We start from the raw sequence: 20,437 nt of genomic DNA, 5'->3' as shown, positions 1-20,437 counted from the left end.
GTCTGTCAGTTGATAAATCAGGTGACTGAAACACCGCCATCGGGGGCAAGCCCCCTCCCACATTTAGTTCAGCGTAATACCGGGGGTCAGTGTTGGCGGAACGACCAATGCCGGTGTTTCCAGCGACGCCACCGGGTACGCACAATAATCCGCCGCGTAATACGCACTGGCACGATGGTTACCCGACGCCCCTACCCCGCCAAACGGCGCGGTACTCGCAGCGCCGGTGAGTTGTTTGTTCCAGTTGACGATCCCGGCACGGCTTTCCAGCCAGAACTGCTGGTAACGCGCTTCGGAGTCCGACAACAAACCCGCAGCCAGGCCGTACTGGGTGTTGTTGGCCTCGGCGATCGCGGCTTCGAAATCAACGTAGCGGATGACCTGCAACAACGGGCCGAACAGCTCTTCGTCTTCGCGCTCGGTTACGCCGGTCACGTCGATGATGCCGGGCGTCAACAACGCCGCCTGATCCTGCGGCTGGGTCATTTCCAACAGCGCAACGGCACCGTTGGCCAACATCAACTCCTGGGCGTCCATCAAGGCTTTGGCCGCCGCCAGGGAAATCACCGAGCCCATGAACGGCGCCGGTTGTTGGTCAAACGCACCGACTTCAATCGTCGACGTCACCGCCACCAGGCGCGCCAACAGCGCATCGCCCCACGCACCTTCCGGCACAAGCAAACGACGGGCACAGGTGCAACGCTGACCAGCGGAGATAAATGCCGACTGGATGATGGTGTAGACCGCCGCATCCACATCGGCCACTTCGTCGACCACCAGCGGGTTATTGCCGCCCATTTCCAGGGCCAAAATTTTGTCCGGACGCCCCGAGAATTGCTGGTGCAGATGGTTACCCGTGCGGCTGGATCCGGTGAAAAACAGGCCGTCGATGCCTGGGTTGGCCGCCAGCGCGATACCGGTTTCCCGTGCACCTTGCAGCAGGTTCAACACCCCTGCCGGCAACCCGGCTTCGATCCAGCATTGCACGGTCAGTTCGGCAACTTTGGGGGTCAGCTCGCTCGGTTTGAACAGTACGGTGTTTCCCGCCAGCAAGGCCGGGACGATATGCCCGTTGGGCAAGTGGCCGGGGAAGTTATAGGGGCCGAACACTGCCACCACGCCGTGAGGCTTGTGGCGCAACACGGCGGTGGCGTCGCCCAAGGGGCCGCTCTTCTCGCCGGTACGCTCGCGGTGGCTTTGCACCGAGATCGCGATCTTGTTGGCCATGCTGGTGACTTCGGTGGCCGATTCCCACAGCGGCTTGCCGGTTTCTTCGCCGATGCAGCGGGCGATCTCGTCGGCACGTTTTTTCAGGGTGGCGGCGAAGGTTTCCAACACGCTGATACGCTCTTCCAACGAACGGCGGGCCCAGGCCGGAAACGCCTGACGCGCAGCCTGCACGGCAGACTCGACCTGCTCGGCAGTGGCGCCATTGCCCGCCCACAACACCTGCTGGGTCACCGGGTTACGCGATTCAAACAGCTCACCCTGACCTTCCAGCCAGCTACCTGCGATGTACAACGCATTCATTATTTCGACTCCCGAGCAGCAGACAACGGAACAGCACGCACTTGATCACCCACCACCAGTTGCAGGCGCTTGGCGGTCTGCGGATCGACCACCAGCGTGCCTGCCGCCAAGCGGGCGGGAGCCGCGGTGATACGGCACTCCTCGCGCTTGCGGTTATGGATCAGGAACGGCGTGGCATCGTCCCCCGGCGTGCCGATGGCCAGCACCAGCGACTGGCTGTCACGCACGGCACGGATCTTGGTGGTTTCACACTCCACCGCCGGGCCCGCGTCGAAGATATCGACATAACCCTGGTAGCTGAACCCTTCGCTCTTGAGCATGCTCAAGGCAGGTTCGGTGTCCGGATGGACCTTGCCAATCACATTGCGTGCATCTTCGGAAAGGAAGCAGCTGTACAGCGGAAACTTCGGCATCAGCTCGGCGATAAACGCCTTGTTGCCCACGCCAGTGAGGTAATCGGCCTGGCTGAATTCCATCTTGAAGAAGTGACGCCCCAGGCTTTCCCAGAACGGCGAACGCCCGGCGTCGTTGGACACCCCGCGCATCTCGGCAATGATCTTGTTGCCGAACAACTGCGGGAATTCAGCGATAAACAGCATGCGCGCCTTGGCCAGCATGCGGCCGTTAAGCCCCGTGCGGTAATCGGCGTGCAGGAACAACGAGCACAGCTCGGAATTGCCGGTGAGGTCGTTGGCCAGGAACAGTGTCGGAATCTCACGGTAGATGTTCAGTTCCTGGGAGGCACTGACCGTCAGGCCCACCCGGAAGTTGTACCAGGGCTCACGCAGGCCAACCGCGCCAGCGATAGCGGAGATGCCCACCACACGGCCTTCGTCGTTTTCCAGCACGAACAGGTAGTCGGCATCGCCACGGCCGGCTTCGCCGCGAAAGGTTTTTTCGGCCCAGCCAACCCGGTGGGTCAGGCGCTCTTCGTTGGCCGGCAAGGTGGTGAGGCCGGTGCCGGTGCTGCGCGCCAGATCAATCAGGGCCGGTAAATCGCTGTTGCGTACGGGACGAACGATCATGCTATCTCCTCGAACGGGCCGCTGTGGTCAGCCACCCGCGAAACTCTGTTTTATACCGCTACCAGGCGCACACTCGCGCCTTCGCCAACGCCCAATGCTTCGGCTGCCGCCAGATCCAGGATCACCGGTTTGCCCGGCGCGTAGTCCAGCTCCAGCATCACCGCGCGGTAATCCTGCAGCGACGCGTTGCTCACCAGGTACTGGCGGCCCGCTCCCTTGACCATCTCGCCAATCTTCACCGGCACCACGCGGCTCTGGGCGATGGAGCGAATGCCCGAGACCCGTGCGTGCAGCGTCGGGCCACCGTCGAAGATGTCGATGTAGTGGTCGGTCTCGAAGCCTTCGCGCATCAGGATGTCGAAGGTGATCTGCGCACGCGGGTGCACCTGGCCCATGGCCTCTTGGGCTTCGTCCGGCAACAACGGCACGTAGATCGGGTAATGAGGCATCAACTCGGCGAGGAAGGTACGGCTTTTCAGCCCGCACAGGCGCTCGGCGGCGGCGTAATTGAGGTCGAAGAAGTTGCGACCGATGGCGTCCCAGAACGGCGAGTCACCGTTCTCGTCGCTGTAGCCGACGATCTCGGTCACCACCGAGTCGGCGAAGCGCTCGGGGTGGCTGGCGACGAACAGCAGGCGGCCACGGGAATTGAGTTCAGACCACGGCGAACCGACCAGCTCGGGCACCACGTAGAAACTGGTGAGCAGGCTGTTGCCGGTAAGGTCGTGGCACTGGGAAAGCACGTGGATCTTGTTGTGGATCTTCAGCTCGCGGGAGGCGTGCACGAAGGTCTCGTTGCGAAAACTGTAGAAGGGTTCGGAATAACCGGCGGAAGCGACGATGGCCGAGCAGCCGGCGAGCTTGCCGGTGTCGGTATCTTCGAGCACAAAGAAATAGCTCTCTTCACCGTTGAAACTCACCTCGGCCGCGAAGGACGCTTCGCTGGCGGCGATCTTGTCGCTCAGGCGTTCCACATCATCCGGCAAGGAAGTAACACCAATCGGGCTGTCCGCAGCCAGACGCTGTACCTCGCCCAGATCAGCCATTTGCGCGGGGCGCATCACCAGCATGGTGTCACTCCTTAACTCGAAAACTTCATAGGAAAAAATGACCGGAAGGATCAGGAACAACACTGTTCTTAATGTGGGAGGGGGCTTGCCCCCGATAGCAGTCTGTCAGTAGATAAATCAGGTGACTGATCCACCGCTATCGGGGGCAAGCCCCCCTCCCACATTTTTGACCCAGTCAGGCAGACAAATGTGTATCAGGCTTGTGTCAGGCTTTTCACAGCACGTTCAAAACGATCCAGACCTTCAGTGATATCCGCCTCGTCCACCACCAGGCTCGGCGCAAAGCGCACCACATCCGGGCCGGCTTGCAGGATCATCAGGTTTTCTTTTTCGGCCGCGTTAAACACGTCCTTGGCCTTGCCCTTGAACGCATCGCTCAGCACGCAACCGATCAACAGGCCCATGCCGCGCACCTCGGTGAAGATGCCGTACTGCTTGCCGATCTGTTCCAGGCGCGCCTTGAACAGGTCGTGCCTGGCGTTCACACCGGCCAGCACTTCTGGGGTGTTGATCACGTCGATCACCGCTTCGGCCACCGCGCATGCCAGCGGGTTGCCGCCGTAGGTGGTGCCGTGGGTGCCGACCACCAGGTGCTTGGCCAGCGCTTCGGTGGTGAGCATCGCTGCAATCGGGAAGCCGCCGCCCAGGCTCTTGGCGCTGGTGAGGATGTCCGGCGTGACGCCGTAGTGCTGGTAGGCGAACAGGTGGCCGGTGCGGCCCATGCCGGTTTGCACTTCGTCGAACACCAGCAGCGCGTTGTTCGCGTCGCACAGTTCACGGGCACCTTGCAGGTAGGCCAGCTCGGCCGGCAGCACGCCGCCTTCGCCCTGGATCGGCTCCAATACAACCGCGCAGGTCTTGTCCGACACGGCGGCTTTCAACGCAGCCAGGTCGTTATAGGGAACGTGGGTGATGCCGGTGATTTTAGGACCGAAGCCATCGGAGTACTTGGACTGGCCACCGACGTTGACGGTAAACAGGGTACGGCCATGGAAGCTGTTCAGCGCGGCGATGATTTCGTATTTCTCATCACCGAAACGGTCGAACGCGACGCGACGGGCCAGCTTGAACGCAGCCTCGTTGGCCTCGGCGCCGGAGTTGCAGAAGAACACGCGCTCGGCAAAGGTGGCGTCGATCAGCTTATGAGCCAGGCGCAGGGCCGGCTCATTGGTGAAGACGTTGGAGACATGCCACAGCTTGTTGGCCTGTTCGGTCAGTGCACCGACCAGCGCCGGGTGGGCGTGGCCCAAAACGTTGACCGCGATGCCGCCGGCAAAGTCGATCAGCTCACGACCCGCCTGGTCCCACACGCGCGAGCCTTCGCCACGTACGGGAATGAATGCGGCCGGTGCGTAGTTAGGCACCATGACCTGGTCGAAATCGGCACGTTGCACCGGGGCTTGCTCAACGGACATCGGAGTCTCCTGAAGAGGAACGCCTGCCTGGACATGGCGGGCGATGCAGGGATTGTAAGGACAGTTTTCAGTGCAGCCTTGTCGCCAAGCGACAACTTCTTATAGCGCAAACCCACGATCTTGGCGGGTTTACGCCAATGCGACAATTACCGTCGCAATGGCGCAGTTTAAACTGCGCAAAGGGTTTGCGGCAGGGTCAAACGCCCTAACTATCTAGCCTCTCCCACGGTGCGCCACTTGATCTACTGAGGTTCTTTCCGAATTTCCGAGATAAGCCTCATGGGCAGACACCCCGACCACCACTACTACCCCCTTACCACCGCCGTGCCACGCTGGCTGGGCCAGGCCAGCCCCGGCAAGCGTGAAGCCCTCAAACACACTGCGCCACGGGTGCTGGCAGGCACCGCAGCCCAACGCACCGAACTGCATCAACTGAACGCCGCCCACTGGCAAGCGCAGAACCGCGTCGATGGCACCCTGGAAAAACTGCAAGACGCCAAGACCTTTGCCAAACCGATCCTTGAGGACGCGCTACTCAACCGCTTCAGCCTCGACCTGAACAGCGCATCCGTCTACCTGCGTCTCTATATCCCGCAAACCGCAACGTGGTTTTCAATCCGCACCGGTGGCGCACGTACCTGGACCGTCTCCCTGCTCGACGCAGCCCTGCATAACTTCGACTACAGCGAAACCCAAGACAACGCCTTCGAGCCGGCATCCACCTACATTAGCCAACCAGATAGCGCTGGCCAGTTCGATACGTTGCCAGCCATTCGCCAGGTAATCTCCATCACCGCCTTCACCCGCCTCTGCCGTGAGCTGGACATCGGCGCCCGCTATGCCGCGTACCTGCGCACGCAATTGGGCATGGACGAGCCGGTGTCCGCTGCCGTATTGCAGCATAAGGTCGATGCCAGCCAGAAAGCCCAGTTGCGGGCCTCGCTGCAGCTGGCGACGATCACCGGCGACATCGACGAAGGCGTGCGCCGACGGATTGAAGCCTTGATAAAAGACGAGCACAACGTGACGCTCGATGGGGCCCCCTTGCTGTGCCACAGGCTGAGCCTGATGGACGCCCCGCTCACCGGCATCCTGCTGTTTGCCCCTAACCTTGAAACTTCACGCGACGCCCAACGTCTGGTGGCCTATATACCGGATGACCCTGCCCACCCGATCAAGCAATACGCCTCGCCCCTGGCGTTCAAGCAAGAGTTGGTACGCCAGTTGCGAGACGAGGGTTACCAGGTGTTTTTCAGCCGCTTTGTCGACCACGACCGGCGCGGCACGTTCTTTGCCGGTTTGAGCCAGCGCCTGGCGAAAATAACCTTCCACCCGCCTGAACCGGGAAGCGGCCTGGCACCCTGGCGCAAGGAGCCCACCAGTGACCCCAAACTGCAGTTCGTTGCCAGCCCGATGACCGGCAATCCGTGGCAACACCTGTATCAGCAAAAACTCAACAAACTACTGAACGACGCCCGCACCCTCGCGGTGTCCACCGCCAATGCCGACAGCGCGGCGCGCTGGGCGCTGTGGGACTCATTTGTCAACGTGGCCTTGGCGATCCTCAATGCTGTTGTGCAGGTGGCGGCGCCGTTTGTGCCTGGGCTTGGCGAATTGATGCTGGGTTATATGGCGTATCAACTGCTGGATGAAGTCTTCGAAGGCGTCATCGACTGGGCAGAAGGCGAAGGCCTGGAAGCGTTCGGCCACTTTGCCGGGGTAGTCGAGGCGGGCGTGCAGTTGGGCGCTTTTGCCGTAGGCGCCACCATTGGTGTGACCGAACTGCGCAAAGTCTTGCCCAAGGACGTACTGGCCTTTATCGATCGCTTCAAACCGGTGAAATTGGCGAACAGAAACCGCCGCTACTGGAAGCCTGATCTGGGGCCCTACCAGCAACCCTATGCCGCGTCACCACGCCTGGGCTTCAATGAACAGGGTTTGCACGCGGTCAACGGCGAGACGATGTTGCCGCTGGACGGCAAACTCTACGCAGTGGAAAAACCGCTCGACAGTCGGCACTACCGTATCAAACACCCCACTCGCCCCGACGCCTACAAGCCCGAGGTACGCCATAACGGCACGGGCGCCTGGCACACGGAGCTCGAGTCCCCCCAGCAGTGGGATCGCTCAAAGCTGCTGGAACGGCTGGGTCACACGGTGCAGGGGTTAGGCGCCGACGACCGCGAGCTGGCCCTGGGCATCAGCGGCGTAACGGAAGGCGCGCTGCGCAGAATGCACGTCAACAGCGAACCGACCCCGCCGTTGCTCGGTGACACCTTGGCACGCCTGAAGATCGACCGTGACCTTCAGCAGTTGATCGACAACCTGCGCAGCGACGACCCCGCCGTGTATCACGCCATCGACCCACAGGACCAACTGCAACTGCTGACCAGTTACGGTTACTGGCCCAAGACAAAAGCCTTGGCGTTTTTCAACGAGCGCGGCCAGGTTACCTGGTCCTTTGGTGCCCCCGAAAAGCCCAGCGTGCGCATCCACGAAGACCAACTGAAAAATGGCGACCTGCTCAAAACTGTCCTCAGCGCCTTGAGTCCTGACGAAATCACCGCGCAGTTCGGCGAGCGCGCCAGCGACCCGCAACTGAGCCTGGAAGCTCGCACACGCAACCTGCGTAAAAAGCTCGCGGACATCGCTGAAAGCCAACGAGGTGCGCTGTTCGATTCGCGCTACGCCCCACTGCAATACGCTCGCGAACCACTCACCCGGCAGGTGCAACACATCGCGCCAGGCCTTCCGGCGAGTATCGCCGACAGCCTTTTGCTTCAAGCCAGCGGCGCCGACCTGCAAGCGCTGGACCTGCGCCAGACACCCGAGCACTTGGGCCAACTGGCCCACAGCGTCATGGATGAATTGCGCGTCAACCGTGCCTATGAAGGCCAGCATCTTGAGGCGATGCACAACCTTGACACCGACCGCCTGGCCCTCAATTCGCTGAGGCTGCAACCTGGCTGGTCGGACCAGATACACCTTGAGGCGCGCCACTTGAATAAAGAGGGCGACCTTTGGAACAGCATAGGCCCTGACACTGCGCCGATTCGACGCCTGCTGGTACGCACCGAACAAGGCCGCTATGTGCCCCATGACGCCAAGGGCCCGCTACACGGCGAAACCGATCTGTACACGGCAGTGCTGCACGCCCTCCCCGATGCCCAGCGTGAAGCATTGCACATCGAAATTCATCAAACTGCCGAATTGCGCCACCGCCTGCGTCAGCGCCCACTGCCCCGCGATGAACTGCGTACCCTGCTCAAGCCCGACGACAGCGACCCACCGCCTATCGAGACCCTGCGCCTGCTCGGCAGTGACAGCGGCTACCCCGTCGAAGCGGCGAACGCCGGTCCACCGCAGACCCTGCTACAGCGGGCGCGAGCGCTCTACCCGCGCTTGTCCGACCCGCAAGCCCAGGCTTTTGTTGACAGTTTGGCCCATCATCCTGGAGGTGCCGATGCCCGACTCACGGCATTGGACGACGAATATCGACAACTGGCACTGGACCTGTACGGCTGGCAACGCGATACGCCCACACATCATCCAACCACGCAAACGCTGCTACGTCCCCGACAACGCCAATATGACCGTCAGAATCGCGCACTGATTGCGGATCAAATTCAACGGTGCTGGCGTCGCGAAACAGACATTGATGACTATTTTGAAGAGCCTGACCGCAACGGTTATACGTTGCGGCTCGACCTTCCGATCCTGGGAGAGTTGCCACGCCTGAACGCAAACTTCGACCACGTGAGTCTGCTGGGCGTGGTTGGCAATGATGGTACGCAAGGCACCGAAGCGTTGCTGCCGTTGTTTCGCCACGTGCGCCACCTGGAGATCAGAGATATTCACCTTGGCGAACTACCTGACACCCTTCATACCCTGCCTAACCTGAACACACTGAACCTGGACAACTGCCACATCACCCTGAACCCCACGAGCAACGCGCAGCTGGCGTCAATGCATCGCCTGCGCGGCCTGAACCTGCATCGCAACCCTCTGGGGTTGGTGCCCGATATCGCGTCAATGAGCGACCTGCTGGACCTGGACCTGTCCAGCACCGGCATCGACCGCCTACCACGTGGCGTACTGACCCTCACCGAACTTGAAACCGTGTTCTTGAGTGACAACCGCATTCGCGAGTTGCCCGAGGCCTTGTTCGAGATGTCATCAGCAGCCAGCCATCGCTTTGACCTTTCCGGCAACCCGCTGTCACGCGAGACCCTGGAACACGTAAAACGCTACTTTCAGACCCATGGCAGCCATTGGGAAATCGAAGCCCCAGAGGTGGATCAACGAGACGCGCAAAGACTGTACCCATCACTGAGCAACGATGAACTGAACCGGATCATTTTTTCGCTGCCGGGCGATATCGAAGCCGGCAAACGCGAACTGGCGCGCCTGGCCGGCGAGCTGGAGACATTGCAACATGAGCTTGACCATTGGTCGCTGGAGGAGCGACTGTCACCGCTGGAACAGGCCAGGCGAAAGGCCCTGCAACATTTACTGGAGCGCACGTGGCGGCGCGAGACCGCGTCCGAAACCCTCTTCATTCATGTACTGACAGTGCCACAAGCGCTGGTCGGGGAGTTACCGACGCTCAGCGCCAGGTTTGCACACATCGGCTACATCAACATCGAGGGCGATGGTCGCCCACTTGATCTCGGCCTGTTTCTCCAAAGCTTCCCGACGCTGGATATTCTCAACATCCAGAACACGGTGATGGGTGATATCTCGCCCACAGTCTTCGACTTGCCGGGACTGACCCATTTGGGCCTGTCGCGTTGCGGTATCAAGCTATCGCTCGCCAGCCAGCAAGCGCTGGAGAGTCGCACGCGCCTGCAGTACCTGAACCTTGATCACAACACACTGGAAAGACCTCTGGACTTGCGTGGACTTCCCGACCTTACATTGGTCTCTCTGCAAGGCACAGGACTGCGAGAGGTCCCGCAAGGCTTGCTCACCCCCCCGCGACGCACGAGCGTGAATCTCAGCAACAATGCAATTCGCGAATTGCCCGACGCCACGTTCAGCTTACCGGCGCCCGCCACGTTTGATTTCAATATTGCCGGCAACCCACTGTCCGATGCGACCCTGGAACGCATCAAGCAGTATTGCCAACGCACCGGTGAATACTTCAATGCCCAAACGCCCACGCCGCTGCGCGAACGGGTACAGCAGCTATACCCCAGCCTGATTGCCAGGGAGGCGGACCGCTTCATTTTCAAACTGCCGGGCACGATGAGTGAGGTTCTGCCGCACCTGATACAACTCGACGCCGAATACCGCCAGTTGGGAACCGACCTCGAACAATGGGTGGTCAATGTGCCGCAGCGGCATCCCGTGCTCGACGTCCCACTGAACGAAACAGCCCAGGCCGAACAACAGCTGCACCGGCGCAACGTCAAAACCTTGCTGGAACAAGCCTGGCGCCGGGAAAGCCCGGAAGATGAAGAGAGTCTCGATGATGAACTCACCCACGCCCTGATTCTCGATGCCCCGATCATGGGGGCACTGCCGCCACTGACTGCGCGCCTCGAACACGTCTCACGGCTTGACCTGACAGCAGATGGCGCCCTCACCGCCATTGATGGCTTCCTCGAGGGTTTCCCCAGGCTGCAGACGCTGTCCGTAAGCCGCAGCTCGTTGGGGCAACTGCCACCCGCACTGTTCAGCCTGCCCAAACTGACCAGCCTGGAGCTGTCCCACTGCGGCATCAGCCTGACGACCGATGCGGCACGCTCGATATCCGACCTTGGCTCCGTAGAGTTCCTGGACATGAGCCACAACCCACTGGGAAATACTCCGGATGTGAGCGGCATGAGCCAACTGACGTCCCTGCATTTGCGTCAGGCGCGCATCCAGCACGTCCCCCACGGTGTGTTCAACCTCACCGAACTGCAAAACCTGGACCTCAGCCACAACGACATCCAGGAGATCCCCGCCGACATTCTCGAAATGATGCCGACGTTTCATGAAGACTCCGATCTGCGCGGCAACCCGCTTTCAGCGCAAAGCCTGGCTCGATTGAGGGAATACTACCTGCGCACCGGCATCGACTTTCAGGTGATTGAAGTCGCACTCAACGAACAGAACGAACCGATACAGCCACCCACTCCGAACGCCGAGGAGGAATAACCCGGCTCAACCGCGCTCGGCGGGCACCGAAGACAGCTCGAACGGGCTGCTGCTGCGCCGCTGATTGCGGTCTTCACGGGGGGTGGCGCCGAAGAAGTTACGGTAGGCGCTGGAGAAGTGCGGCCCCGAGGAGAAGCCGCACGACAGGCCGATCTGGATGATCGACTTGCTGGTTTGCATGAGCATCTGGCGGGCCTTGTTCAGGCGCAGTTCCAGGTAGTACTGGCTGGGGACGCGGTTGAGGTATTGTTTGAAGATGCGTTCGAGTTGTCGTCGTGACACACAGACGTGCTGGGCGATTTCGTCGGTGGTGAGCGGTTCTTCGATATTGGCTTCCATCAACAGAACGGCCTGGGTCAGCTTCGGATGGCTGGATCCCAGGCGGTTTTGCAGCGGGATGCGCTGGCGTTCGCCGCCTTCGCGGATGCGCTCCACCACCAGCTCTTCGGAGACCGCCCCGGCCAGTTCGGCACCGTGGTCACGGGCCAGTACCGCCAGCAGCAGGTCGAGTACCGACATGCCACCACACGCGGTGAGGCGGTCGCGATCCCAGTCAAACAGATGGCTGGTGGCGATGACCTTGGGGAAGCGTTCGGCGAAATCATCCTGCCAACGCCAGTGCACAGCGGCGCGGTAGCCATCGAGCAGACCGAGTTGCGCCAGCGGGTACACACCGGCGGACAAACCGCCAATCACGCACCCGGCGCGAACCAACTGCTTGAGCGCAGTGCTCAGAGGGGAAGCGATGACCGTTGGCGGTTCATCCGCCAGCAGGAACAGTTTCTGGAAACCTTCCAGCTTGCCCGTCCATGGTTCGCCCGGCAGTTGCCAGGCGCTGTCGGTGGGTGGCTCGGCCTGCAAGAACGACAGTTCATACACCACCTCCGGATGCACCCGCTGGGCAACGCGCAAGGCCTCCTCAGCCAGCGCAAGCGTGAGTGCTTTTGTGCTGGGCCAAATCAGGAAACCAATTTTGTGCGCGGTCATGGAGTGCTATCCGAAGCGAAGAACGGTAATGAAGGGTGGGCTAATGCTAGCCCGTAAACCCACACAAATCTCAAAAACGATGCAGATCCAATGTGGGAGGGGCGGTGCGACGATTCGACTTGCCCCCGATGGCGGAGTGTCAGTCAGCATTTCTGTATCTGATGTACCGCTATCGGGGGCAAGCCCCCTCCCACAGGGGTTACTCATTCACAAAGATATTATTTCAAGCTGCCGGAAAGGAACTGCTGAAGGCGCTCCGACTGCGGGTTCACCAACACTTCCCGCGGGTTGCCGCGCTCTTCAACGATACCTTTGTGCAAGAACACCAACTGGTTCGACACTTCACGGGCAAAGCCCATTTCATGGGTGACCACCACCATGGTGCGGCCTTCCTGGGCCAGGTCCTGCATCACCTTGAGCACTTCGCCCACCAGCTCCGGGTCGAGTGCCGAGGTGGGCTCGTCGAACAGCATCACCTCAGGCTCCATGGCCAGGGCACGGGCGATTGCCACGCGCTGCTGCTCACCACCGGACATGTGGCCCGGGAACGCATCCTTACGATGGCCCACGCCGACCTTGGCCAGGTAGTGCTCGGCCTTTTCACGAGCTTCTTTCTTCGACACACCCAGCACATGCACCGGGGCTTCCATCACATTTTCCAGCGCAGTCATGTGGGACCACAGGTTGAAATGCTGGAACACCATCGACAGGCGTGAACGCATGCGTTGCAGCTGTTTAGGGTCGGCGGCCTTCATGGCGCCGTCCTTGCCCGCTACCAGTTTCAGCTCTTCGTTGTTGAGCAGAATCTTGCCGGCGTGGGGTTGCTCCAGCAGGTTGATGCAGCGCAAAAAGGTACTTTTGCCCGAACCACTGGAACCGATGATGCTGATCACATCACCGGCCGCGGCGGCCAGGGACACGCCTTTGAGCACTTCATGACTGCCATAGCGTTTATGCAGGTCTTGGACTTCAAGTTTGTACATGCGGTCGGTTCTCACAAAAACAGGTGGTCAGTCGTTGAGCAAGCGCCCGTGACGCAGCGCTTCGCGCCCCGCCACCTTGGCCAGCCAGAAACCCGCTTGGGCATAACGTAGCCGTTCAACGGCAAACAACACCCCGGAAGTGCCGGCGCGGATGATGCTCACGCGGTCTTCCAGGGGGTCAATCACTTCAAAAATCGGTTCGCCGGCTTCTACCCAGTCACCGGCTTTACGCAGGTAACTGATCACCCCGGCGTGGGGTGCGAAGAGCAATTCGGTGCCTTCGAAGGGCACGCCTTCGCAGGGTTCGTGTTGCGGCGCGGGCCATTCGCCCTTGATCAGGCCTTGCTCGGCCAGGAACGCGAGAATGCCTTCGGCGTGGAAGATCGCCTCATCGCGGCCGGTATCGGCCTGGCCGCCCAACTCCAGCGTCGTCGCCAGGCACGCCAATGGAATCTGCGCCTCGGGGAACGTGCGAGACAAGCGCAACCATGGCAGCGAGCAAGCTTCATCAAACGAGCTGCCGCCGGAATCTTCCGCCAGCAGGCCGACCTTCACATTCAAGTGCGCGGACAGCGAACGCCACTGCGGCCAATGCTGCGGCAACGCGTACATATGCAGCGCGGCTTCTGCATCGCAATGCAGGTCCAGCACCACATCGGCGGTGCAGGCATGGCTGAGCAGGATACGTTGCATGCCTTGCAGTTGGCTCGCAGGTTCAGGCAGTGCTTGCAGTGCATCGCTCATCGCCTGGCGAATCAGGCGCACATTGGCATGGGGATCATCCCCCAGCTTGCCATCGAGCAGCGCCGCAACCGGCTCGCTCAACTCAACAAAATCGCGGTTGAAATTCTTGCCGCTGCCAATCTCGAAACGCCCCTGGTGGCTGCCTTGCAGCAACTGGCCCAACCCCATCGGGTTGGCCACCGGCACCAGCTCGATCACGCCGTTGAGGGCGCCTTGTTCTTCAAGCTCGGCGAGGCGCTTTTTCAGCTCCCAGGCGGCGCGCATGCCCGGCAACTCATCGGCGTGCAGGCTGGCCTGGATATACGCCTTGCGTTCGCCCTTGCCGAAACGGAACACGCTCAGCTGGCGTTCGCAGCCCAGGTGACCCCAGGGCAACAGGTGATCGATACGTTCCATATCAATGCTTCCGTGGAGCCAGGTAGCTCAGCCAGCGGCGCTCGGCCAACTTGAACAGGCGCACCAGGATGAAGGTCAGGCACAGGTAGAACACACCCGCGGTGATATAGGCTTCGAACGGCAGGTAAAACTGGGCGTTCACGGTGCGCGCGGCACCGGTGATGTCGATCAGGGTGACGATGGACGCCAGACTGGTGGTCTGCAACATCATGATCACTTCGTTGCTGTACTGCGGCAGCGCCCGGCGCAGGGCCGACGGCAGCAGAATGCGGCGATACAGCGTGGCCCGCGACATGCCCATGGCCTTGGCCGCTTCGATCTCGCCATTGGGCGTGGCCTTGAGGCTGCCGGCAATGATCTCGGCGGTGTAGGCGCTGGTGTTGATCGCAAACGCCAGGCACGCACAGAACGTGGCGCTGGACAGCAGCGGCCACAAGAAGCTTTCACGTACCGCTTCGAACTGGGCCAACCCGTAGTAGATCAAGAACAGCTGCACCAGCATCGGCGTGCCGCGAATCACATAGGTGTAGAGCCAGGCCGCGCCGTTGACGATTGGCTGCTTGGACACACGCATCAAACCCAAGGGCAAGGCGGCAAGCAGACCGAAGAACAACGAGATGGCGAGCAATTTCAGGGTGGTCAGCAGGCCGCCAAGGTACAGCGGCATGGATTCCCAGATGACGTTGTAGTCGAAGATCATAGATCAGCCGCCCTTACGCCTACCGAGTAGCGCTTCTCAAGATGACGCAAGGCCAGCAACGACACGCTGGTGATCACCAGGTACATCGCCGCCACTGCGAGGAAGAAGGTAAAAGGTTCGCGGGTGGCGTCTGCCGCCTGCTTGGCCTTGAACATCATGTCTTGCAGGCCCACCACCGAAATCAGCGCCGTCGCCTTGGTGAGGACCAGCCAGTTATTGGTAAAACCGGGGATCGCCAGACGAATCATCTGCGGCACCATCACCCGGAAAAACACCTGAAAACTGCTCATGCCATACGCAAGGCCGGCCTCGGCCTGGCCCTTGGGAATGGCCATGAAGGCGCCACGGAAGGTTTCCGAGAGGTAGGCGCCAAAGATGAAACCCAGGGTGCCGATACCGGCGGCCAAGGGGTTCAAGTCGATATAGTCGTCGTAGCCGAGCATCGGCGCGACGCGGTTAAGCAGGTCCTGCCCGCCGTAGAAAATCAGCAGGATCAGCACCAGGTCAGGGATCCCGCGGATCACTGTGGAATACAAGTCGCCCAGCCAGGCCAACCAGCGCACCGGCGACAGGCGTAGCGCGACCCCGATCAGACCCAGAACAATGGCCAAGGCCATGGACGACAAGGCGAGCTGAAGCGTCAACCATGCGCCATCGAGGATAACGGCCCCGTAGCCTTTCAACATGATTCAGGTCCTCGAAAAGGGGGATGAAAAAATGGCGCAAACCGCAGGAATTCTGTTGCTTGCGCCATTCAGGACAGACAGCTGCGACGATTTACTTGGTTTCTGGACCGTAAATGTCGAAGTTGAAGTACTTGTCCTGGATTGCTTTGTACTTGCCATTGGCGCGAATCGCAGCGATGGCAGCGTTGATGCGGTCCAGGTTTTCCTTGTCGCCTTTACGTACCGCGATGCCTACGCCGTCGCCGAAGTATTTGATGTCGGTGAAGGACGGGCCGGTGAACGCGTAGCCTTTGCCCGCTGGAGTGTCGAGGAAACCTTCCTGCAACAGGGTGGCGTCCGCCACGGTGCCGTCGAGGCGACCGGCTTCCACGTCCAGGTAGATTTCGTTCTGCGAGCTGTAAGGCACGACAGTGGCGCCTTTAGGTGCCAGGACTTCCTTGGCGAAACGGTCGTGGATCGAACCGCGCTGCACGCCGATCTTCTTGCCTTTCAATTCATCCAGGCTGTCGCTGACAGTGGTGCCTTCCTTCAACACCAGGCGCGCTGGAGTCAGGTAGTAGCGGTTGGTGAAGTCCACGGACTTCTTGCGGTCGTCGGTGATGGACATAGACGACAGGATCGCGTCGATCTTGCGCACTTTCAGCGCTGGGATCAGGCCGTCGAACTCTTGCTCGACCCACGTACATTTGACCTTCATCTCTTCGCACAGGGCGTTACCGATGTCGTAGTCAAAACCGACGATGCTGCCATCCGGCGCCTTGGAGGCAAACGGAGGGTAAGCCGCTTCGATACCAATTTTCAGAGGCTTGCCTTCAGCGAAAGCCTGCATGGACAGCACGGACAGCGCCAGGGCGCCCAACAGCACGAGTTTCTTCATCTTGGGACTCCATCGGTATAGGGCAAAACAGCAGTATGAGCCATGGCCCACGATGCGGCGAAGGTGAAACCGAATAGCGGTGCTGCGTCCTACACAGATTAAACCTGCGACGACGAGCGAGTGATCGGCATTCTAACGACAGGCCGGAAGCCGATATTTCCTCAATGCGACAACAATTTACAGAAGCACTGAGATAGCGGGTCCAGCACATTGACAGTCTCTGAATTTTATGCAGAGACAAAAGATATTAAACCTGTTGATGCTGCAAATTGCGGGCCTATTATTCGCAAACCCTTCTGGGACGGCAAGTCTGGCGTTTAATCTTATTTCTGGAAGGGTCTGGAATGGGCTTTTTCGGGGCGCGGGTGTAGCACATTGCCTCATGATTGGGCGCAGGGTTACACATTTATGAACAGCGGTAACATTCAGAAACCTCCCACAAGAGAAACCGATATTTATTGAACTGGCGCAGGTCCCATGTGGGAGGGGGCTTGCCCCCGATAGCGGTACATCAGGCACACCTGTGCTGGCTGACACACTGCCATCGGGGGCAAGCCCCCTCCCACACTGATCTCCACTGGCTTCCAGAACCCATAAAAAAGCCCTGCCCGGTTTGCACCGGGCAGGGCTTTGGCCTCATCAATGCGCTTTACGCGACGTTCATGGTCTTGTGCGTCTCAATCAAATGCGCCACCACCCCTGGGTCAGCCAGGGTGGAGATATCCCCCAGCCCGTCATACTCAGCCGTGGCGATCTTGCGCAGAATGCGGCGCATGATTTTCCCCGAACGGGTCTTCGGCAAGCCCGGCGCCCACTGGATCACATCCGGCGAAGCAATCGGCCCGATCTCCTTGCGCACCCAGTTTTTCAGCTCCAGGCGCAGCGCTTCGTTCGGCTCTTCGCCATTTTTGAGGGTGACATACACATAGATGCCCTGCCCCTTGATGTCATGGGGCACACCGACCACCGCCGCTTCCGCGACTTTAGGGTGGGCCACCATGGCGCTCTCGATCTCGGCAGTGCCCATGCGGTGGCCGGACACGTTCAACACGTCGTCCACACGGCCGGTGATCCAGTAGTAGCCATCCTCGTCACGACGCGCGCCGTCACCGGTGAAGTACATGCCACGGAAGGTTTTGAAGTAAGTGTCGACGAAGCGATCATGGTCGCCGTACAGGGTACGCGCCTGGCCTGGCCACGAATCGAGGATCACCAGGTTACCTTCGGCCGCACCTTCGATCAGGTTACCCAGGTTGTCCACCAGCGCCGGCACCACACCGAAGAACGGCCGCGCCGCCGAACCTGGTTTGAGCGCATGGGCGCCTGGCAGCGGGCTCATCATGTTGCCGCCGGTTTCGGTCTGCCACCAGGTGTCGACAATCGGGCAACGGGATTGGCCCACATTCTTGTAGTACCAGTCCCACGCTTCCGGGTTGATCGGCTCACCCACCGAACCCAGCAGGCGCAGGCTGCTGCCATCAGCGCCTTCGCACGCGGCGGTGCCGGAAGCCATCATGGCGCGAATGGCGGTCGGCGCGGTGTAGAGGATATTGACCTTGTGCTTGTCGACGATCTTCGCCACCCGGGTGATATCCGGGTAGTTCGGCACGCCTTCGAACAGCAGCGTGGTCGCACCATTGGCCAGCGGGCCGTAGACGATGTAAGTGTGGCCGGTGACCCAACCGACGTCGGCGGTGCACCAGTAGATTTCGCCTGGGCGGTAGTCAAACACGCGCTCGTGGGTCAGCGCCGCGTAGAGCAGGTAGCCGCCAGTGGTGTGCTGCACGCCCTTGGGCTTGCCGGTGGAGCCGGAGGTATAAAGGATGAACAGCGCTTCTTCGGCGCCCATCTCTTTAGGTGCGCAGACAGTGCCCGCCACTTTCATCAGGTCTTCGTACCAGATGTCGCGATGCTGGTTCCACTTGATGTTGCCATTGGTGCGCTTGCACACGATGACTTTCTGGATGCTGTTGGTTTCCGGGTTGGTCAGCGCGTCGTCGACGTTGGCCTTCAGCGGAATTTTCTTACCCGCGCGGATGCCTTCGTCCGCCGTGATCACCACCTTCGACCGACAGTCGATGATGCGACCGGCCAGTGCCTCCGGCGAGAAACCGCCAAACACCACGGAGTGAATCGCACCGATGCGGGTACACGCCAGCATGGCGACCACAGCTTCGGGGATCATCGGCATATAGATAGTCACCACGTCGCCACGGTGCACATCCTGACCACGCAGGGCGTTGGCGAACTTGCAGACTTCTTCATGCAGCTCGCGGTAGGTGATGGTGCGGCTTTCGGAAGGGTCATCGCCTTCCCAGATGATGGCCGCCTGGTCGCCACGTTCGGCGAGGTGACGGTCCAGGCAGTTGTAGGAAACGTTCAAGGTGCCATCGGCAAACCACTTGATGTCGACATGGTGATCGTCGAACGAGGTTTGCTTGACTGCGGTGAAAGGCTTGACCCAGTCAAGGCGCTTGGCTTGTTCACGCCAGAAACCGTCGGGGTTGACCACCGACTGCTGGTACATGGCCTTGTAGGTCGCCTCGTCGGTCAGCGTATTGGCTGCTACTTCGGGACGAACGGGGTACAGGGAAGCCGCACTCATCTTTCTTACCTCGGTGACAATAGTTGTTTTTGTATGCCCTGTTGTAGCCGGGGCGTCCCCATAGAACCATTCGACGATGGTAGTAACAAGCCCCTACATTTTGCCCTGGCATGCCCGTTTGCGGCTCTAGCCCGCGGGCTGCGGCGCTTTGCTTGCTGTGTGAAAAAACCTTTACCACGGGATTGTTACAAAAACCGCCAAAAGTGTTTATCAAAAGCACGGGTATATGAATATAACCCAGAGGCCTAAAATCAACCCCGTCAACACGACACTGTGATTAACAACGCAACAGCCCCCACGAAGGCAACGTTAATCCGAACTTTCCAATCCTAAGTTACACACGCGGCCTCACAAGGGCCCCGTGACCCCACTCGACCTAAATAAGGTAAATAGAGAAATGAAAGCTTTAGTAGTTATGGCCCTCAGCAGCTTGTGCGCCACCGCCGCCCTGGCCGACGAAGCCCCGACTGACGTAGCTGGCCAGAACGCCCCGATTGTTGAGGATTACACTTACAGCACCCACTTGGACGTAGCCAAAGTATTGTCCATGAGCACTATTCCAGAAGTGTGCGAAGTTGTACCGGTTAAGATGGAATATGAAGACTCGCAAGGTCAGCGTCATATTCTTAACTACCATGTCATGGGTAATGGTTGCTCTAACGGATAACAACTTCGTTAATTAAAACCAGACCTGACCTTACTCGCCGCAAGAAATCGTTCTTGCGGCAAAGCACCCACCTCCTTGCACCCCCCAATCCAAATGTGGGAGCGGGCTTGCTCGCGAAAACGGCGGCAGCCACACCCACCCTCCTCCCCCAGCCACAAAACCCCGCCCACCACCCGTCAAAAAAATCCAACCCCAGCAAAGCCTTATAAACCCGCACTCTGGCCGAAAAACATACCATTCTGGCCGCCCACCGTGACCATCCGCCCCAACACAAACCCATTTTTTTCCCCTACAATGCGCGGGTAAATCGGGCCTGCAATATCCCTTTACACTGGGACGAAGAGCCAGACCTGAGGCCCCTGCTGGAGCAAGCACCTACCGCTCCGCCCCTCAGCCTCAAGCAGAGCACCCGTTACGCAATTTCCGTTTAATGCCTGCGCGAGCTGTTGCAAGAAACGATTCCTTAAGATCCACCGCGGCCTCAGGGCCGTGTGAACACCCAACCATCCGGTTTCACACGGGCACCTTTGAGCCCTCACGCAGGAGACGACACGTCATGCTGAGCTGGGACGAATTCGACAAAGAAGAAGACGGCGAAGTAGCCACCG

General features: G+C 60.0%; 13 protein-coding genes. 2 read left to right on the top strand and 11 right to left on the bottom strand.

Annotated elements, in window-relative coordinates:
• Positions 1-63 precede the first annotated feature (63 nt).
• The 4 genes from astD to DYL61_RS24540 all read right to left on the bottom strand — a co-directional run bounded on the left by astD (position 64) and on the right by DYL61_RS24540 (position 5,040).
• A complete protein-coding gene (astD, locus tag DYL61_RS24555) occupies positions 64-1,533 on the bottom strand; it encodes a succinylglutamate-semialdehyde dehydrogenase (RefSeq protein ID WP_167497997.1) in 1,470 nt (489 codons plus the stop codon).
• Entirely contained in the window at positions 1,530-2,555 is a 1,026-nt protein-coding gene (gene astA, locus DYL61_RS24550) for an arginine N-succinyltransferase (RefSeq protein WP_135310486.1), read from the bottom strand. Before astA ends, astD begins: the two co-directional genes overlap by 4 nt.
• A 50-nt stretch (positions 2,556-2,605) precedes the next feature.
• A complete protein-coding gene (gene aruF / locus DYL61_RS24545) occupies positions 2,606-3,625 on the bottom strand; it encodes an arginine/ornithine succinyltransferase subunit alpha (protein ID WP_135310485.1) in 1,020 nt (339 codons plus the stop codon).
• A 194-nt stretch (positions 3,626-3,819) separates the two neighbouring features.
• A complete protein-coding gene (locus DYL61_RS24540; RefSeq protein ID WP_135310484.1) occupies positions 3,820-5,040 on the bottom strand; it encodes an aspartate aminotransferase family protein in 1,221 nt (406 codons plus the stop codon).
• Positions 5,041-5,319: 279 nt separating this feature from the next.
• On the opposite strand from DYL61_RS24540, the gene DYL61_RS24535 reads away from it, so the two are divergent.
• Positions 5,320-11,184 carry a dermonecrotic toxin domain-containing protein gene (locus DYL61_RS24535; RefSeq protein WP_135310483.1) on the top strand — a complete coding sequence of 1,955 codons (5,865 nt, stop codon included), beginning with the start codon at positions 5,320-5,322 and terminating at the stop codon, positions 11,182-11,184.
• Positions 11,185-11,190: 6 nt separating this feature from the next.
• Here the strand turns inward: DYL61_RS24535 and DYL61_RS24530 are convergent, their stop codons facing one another.
• From DYL61_RS24530 to acs, 7 genes are all read right to left on the bottom strand, one after another.
• Positions 11,191-12,171, bottom strand: a complete 981-nt coding sequence (locus tag DYL61_RS24530) for a GlxA family transcriptional regulator (protein ID WP_135310482.1) — start codon at positions 12,169-12,171, stop codon at positions 11,191-11,193.
• 218 nt (positions 12,172-12,389) lie between these two features.
• Complete coding sequence (locus DYL61_RS24525) at positions 12,390-13,154, bottom strand: ABC transporter ATP-binding protein (RefSeq protein WP_105699328.1); 765 nt, start codon at positions 13,152-13,154, stop codon at positions 12,390-12,392.
• Positions 13,155-13,181: 27 nt separating this feature from the next.
• The gene (locus tag DYL61_RS24520) at positions 13,182-14,294 is read right to left on the bottom strand and encodes a succinylglutamate desuccinylase/aspartoacylase family protein (RefSeq protein ID WP_135310481.1); all 1,113 of its coding nucleotides are present in this window, start codon (positions 14,292-14,294) and stop codon (positions 13,182-13,184) included.
• Between the two features lies 1 nt (position 14,295).
• The gene (locus tag DYL61_RS24515; protein WP_105699330.1) at positions 14,296-14,994 is read right to left on the bottom strand and encodes an ABC transporter permease; all 699 of its coding nucleotides are present in this window, start codon (positions 14,992-14,994) and stop codon (positions 14,296-14,298) included.
• Entirely contained in the window at positions 14,991-15,680 is a 690-nt protein-coding gene (locus DYL61_RS24510; protein ID WP_010208305.1) for an ABC transporter permease, read from the bottom strand. Before DYL61_RS24510 ends, DYL61_RS24515 begins: the two co-directional genes overlap by 4 nt.
• A 91-nt stretch (positions 15,681-15,771) precedes the next feature.
• Entirely contained in the window at positions 15,772-16,557 is a 786-nt protein-coding gene (locus DYL61_RS24505) for an ABC transporter substrate-binding protein (protein ID WP_135310480.1), read from the bottom strand.
• Positions 16,558-17,206: 649 nt separating this feature from the next.
• A complete protein-coding gene (gene acs / locus DYL61_RS24500) occupies positions 17,207-19,162 on the bottom strand; it encodes an acetate--CoA ligase (RefSeq protein WP_105699332.1) in 1,956 nt (651 codons plus the stop codon).
• Positions 19,163-19,559: 397 nt separating this feature from the next.
• Here acs and DYL61_RS24495 point away from each other — a divergent pair, with 397 nt between their 5' ends.
• Positions 19,560-19,829, top strand: coding sequence for a DUF2790 domain-containing protein (locus DYL61_RS24495; RefSeq protein WP_105699333.1), 270 nt, complete (start codon positions 19,560-19,562; stop codon positions 19,827-19,829).
• Positions 19,830-20,437 lie beyond the last annotated feature (608 nt).

Source organism: Pseudomonas nabeulensis (genome assembly GCF_004682045.1).
GTDB lineage: Bacteria > Pseudomonadota > Gammaproteobacteria > Pseudomonadales > Pseudomonadaceae > Aquipseudomonas > Aquipseudomonas nabeulensis.
This window is presented reverse-complemented; position numbering and strand designations above follow the sequence as displayed.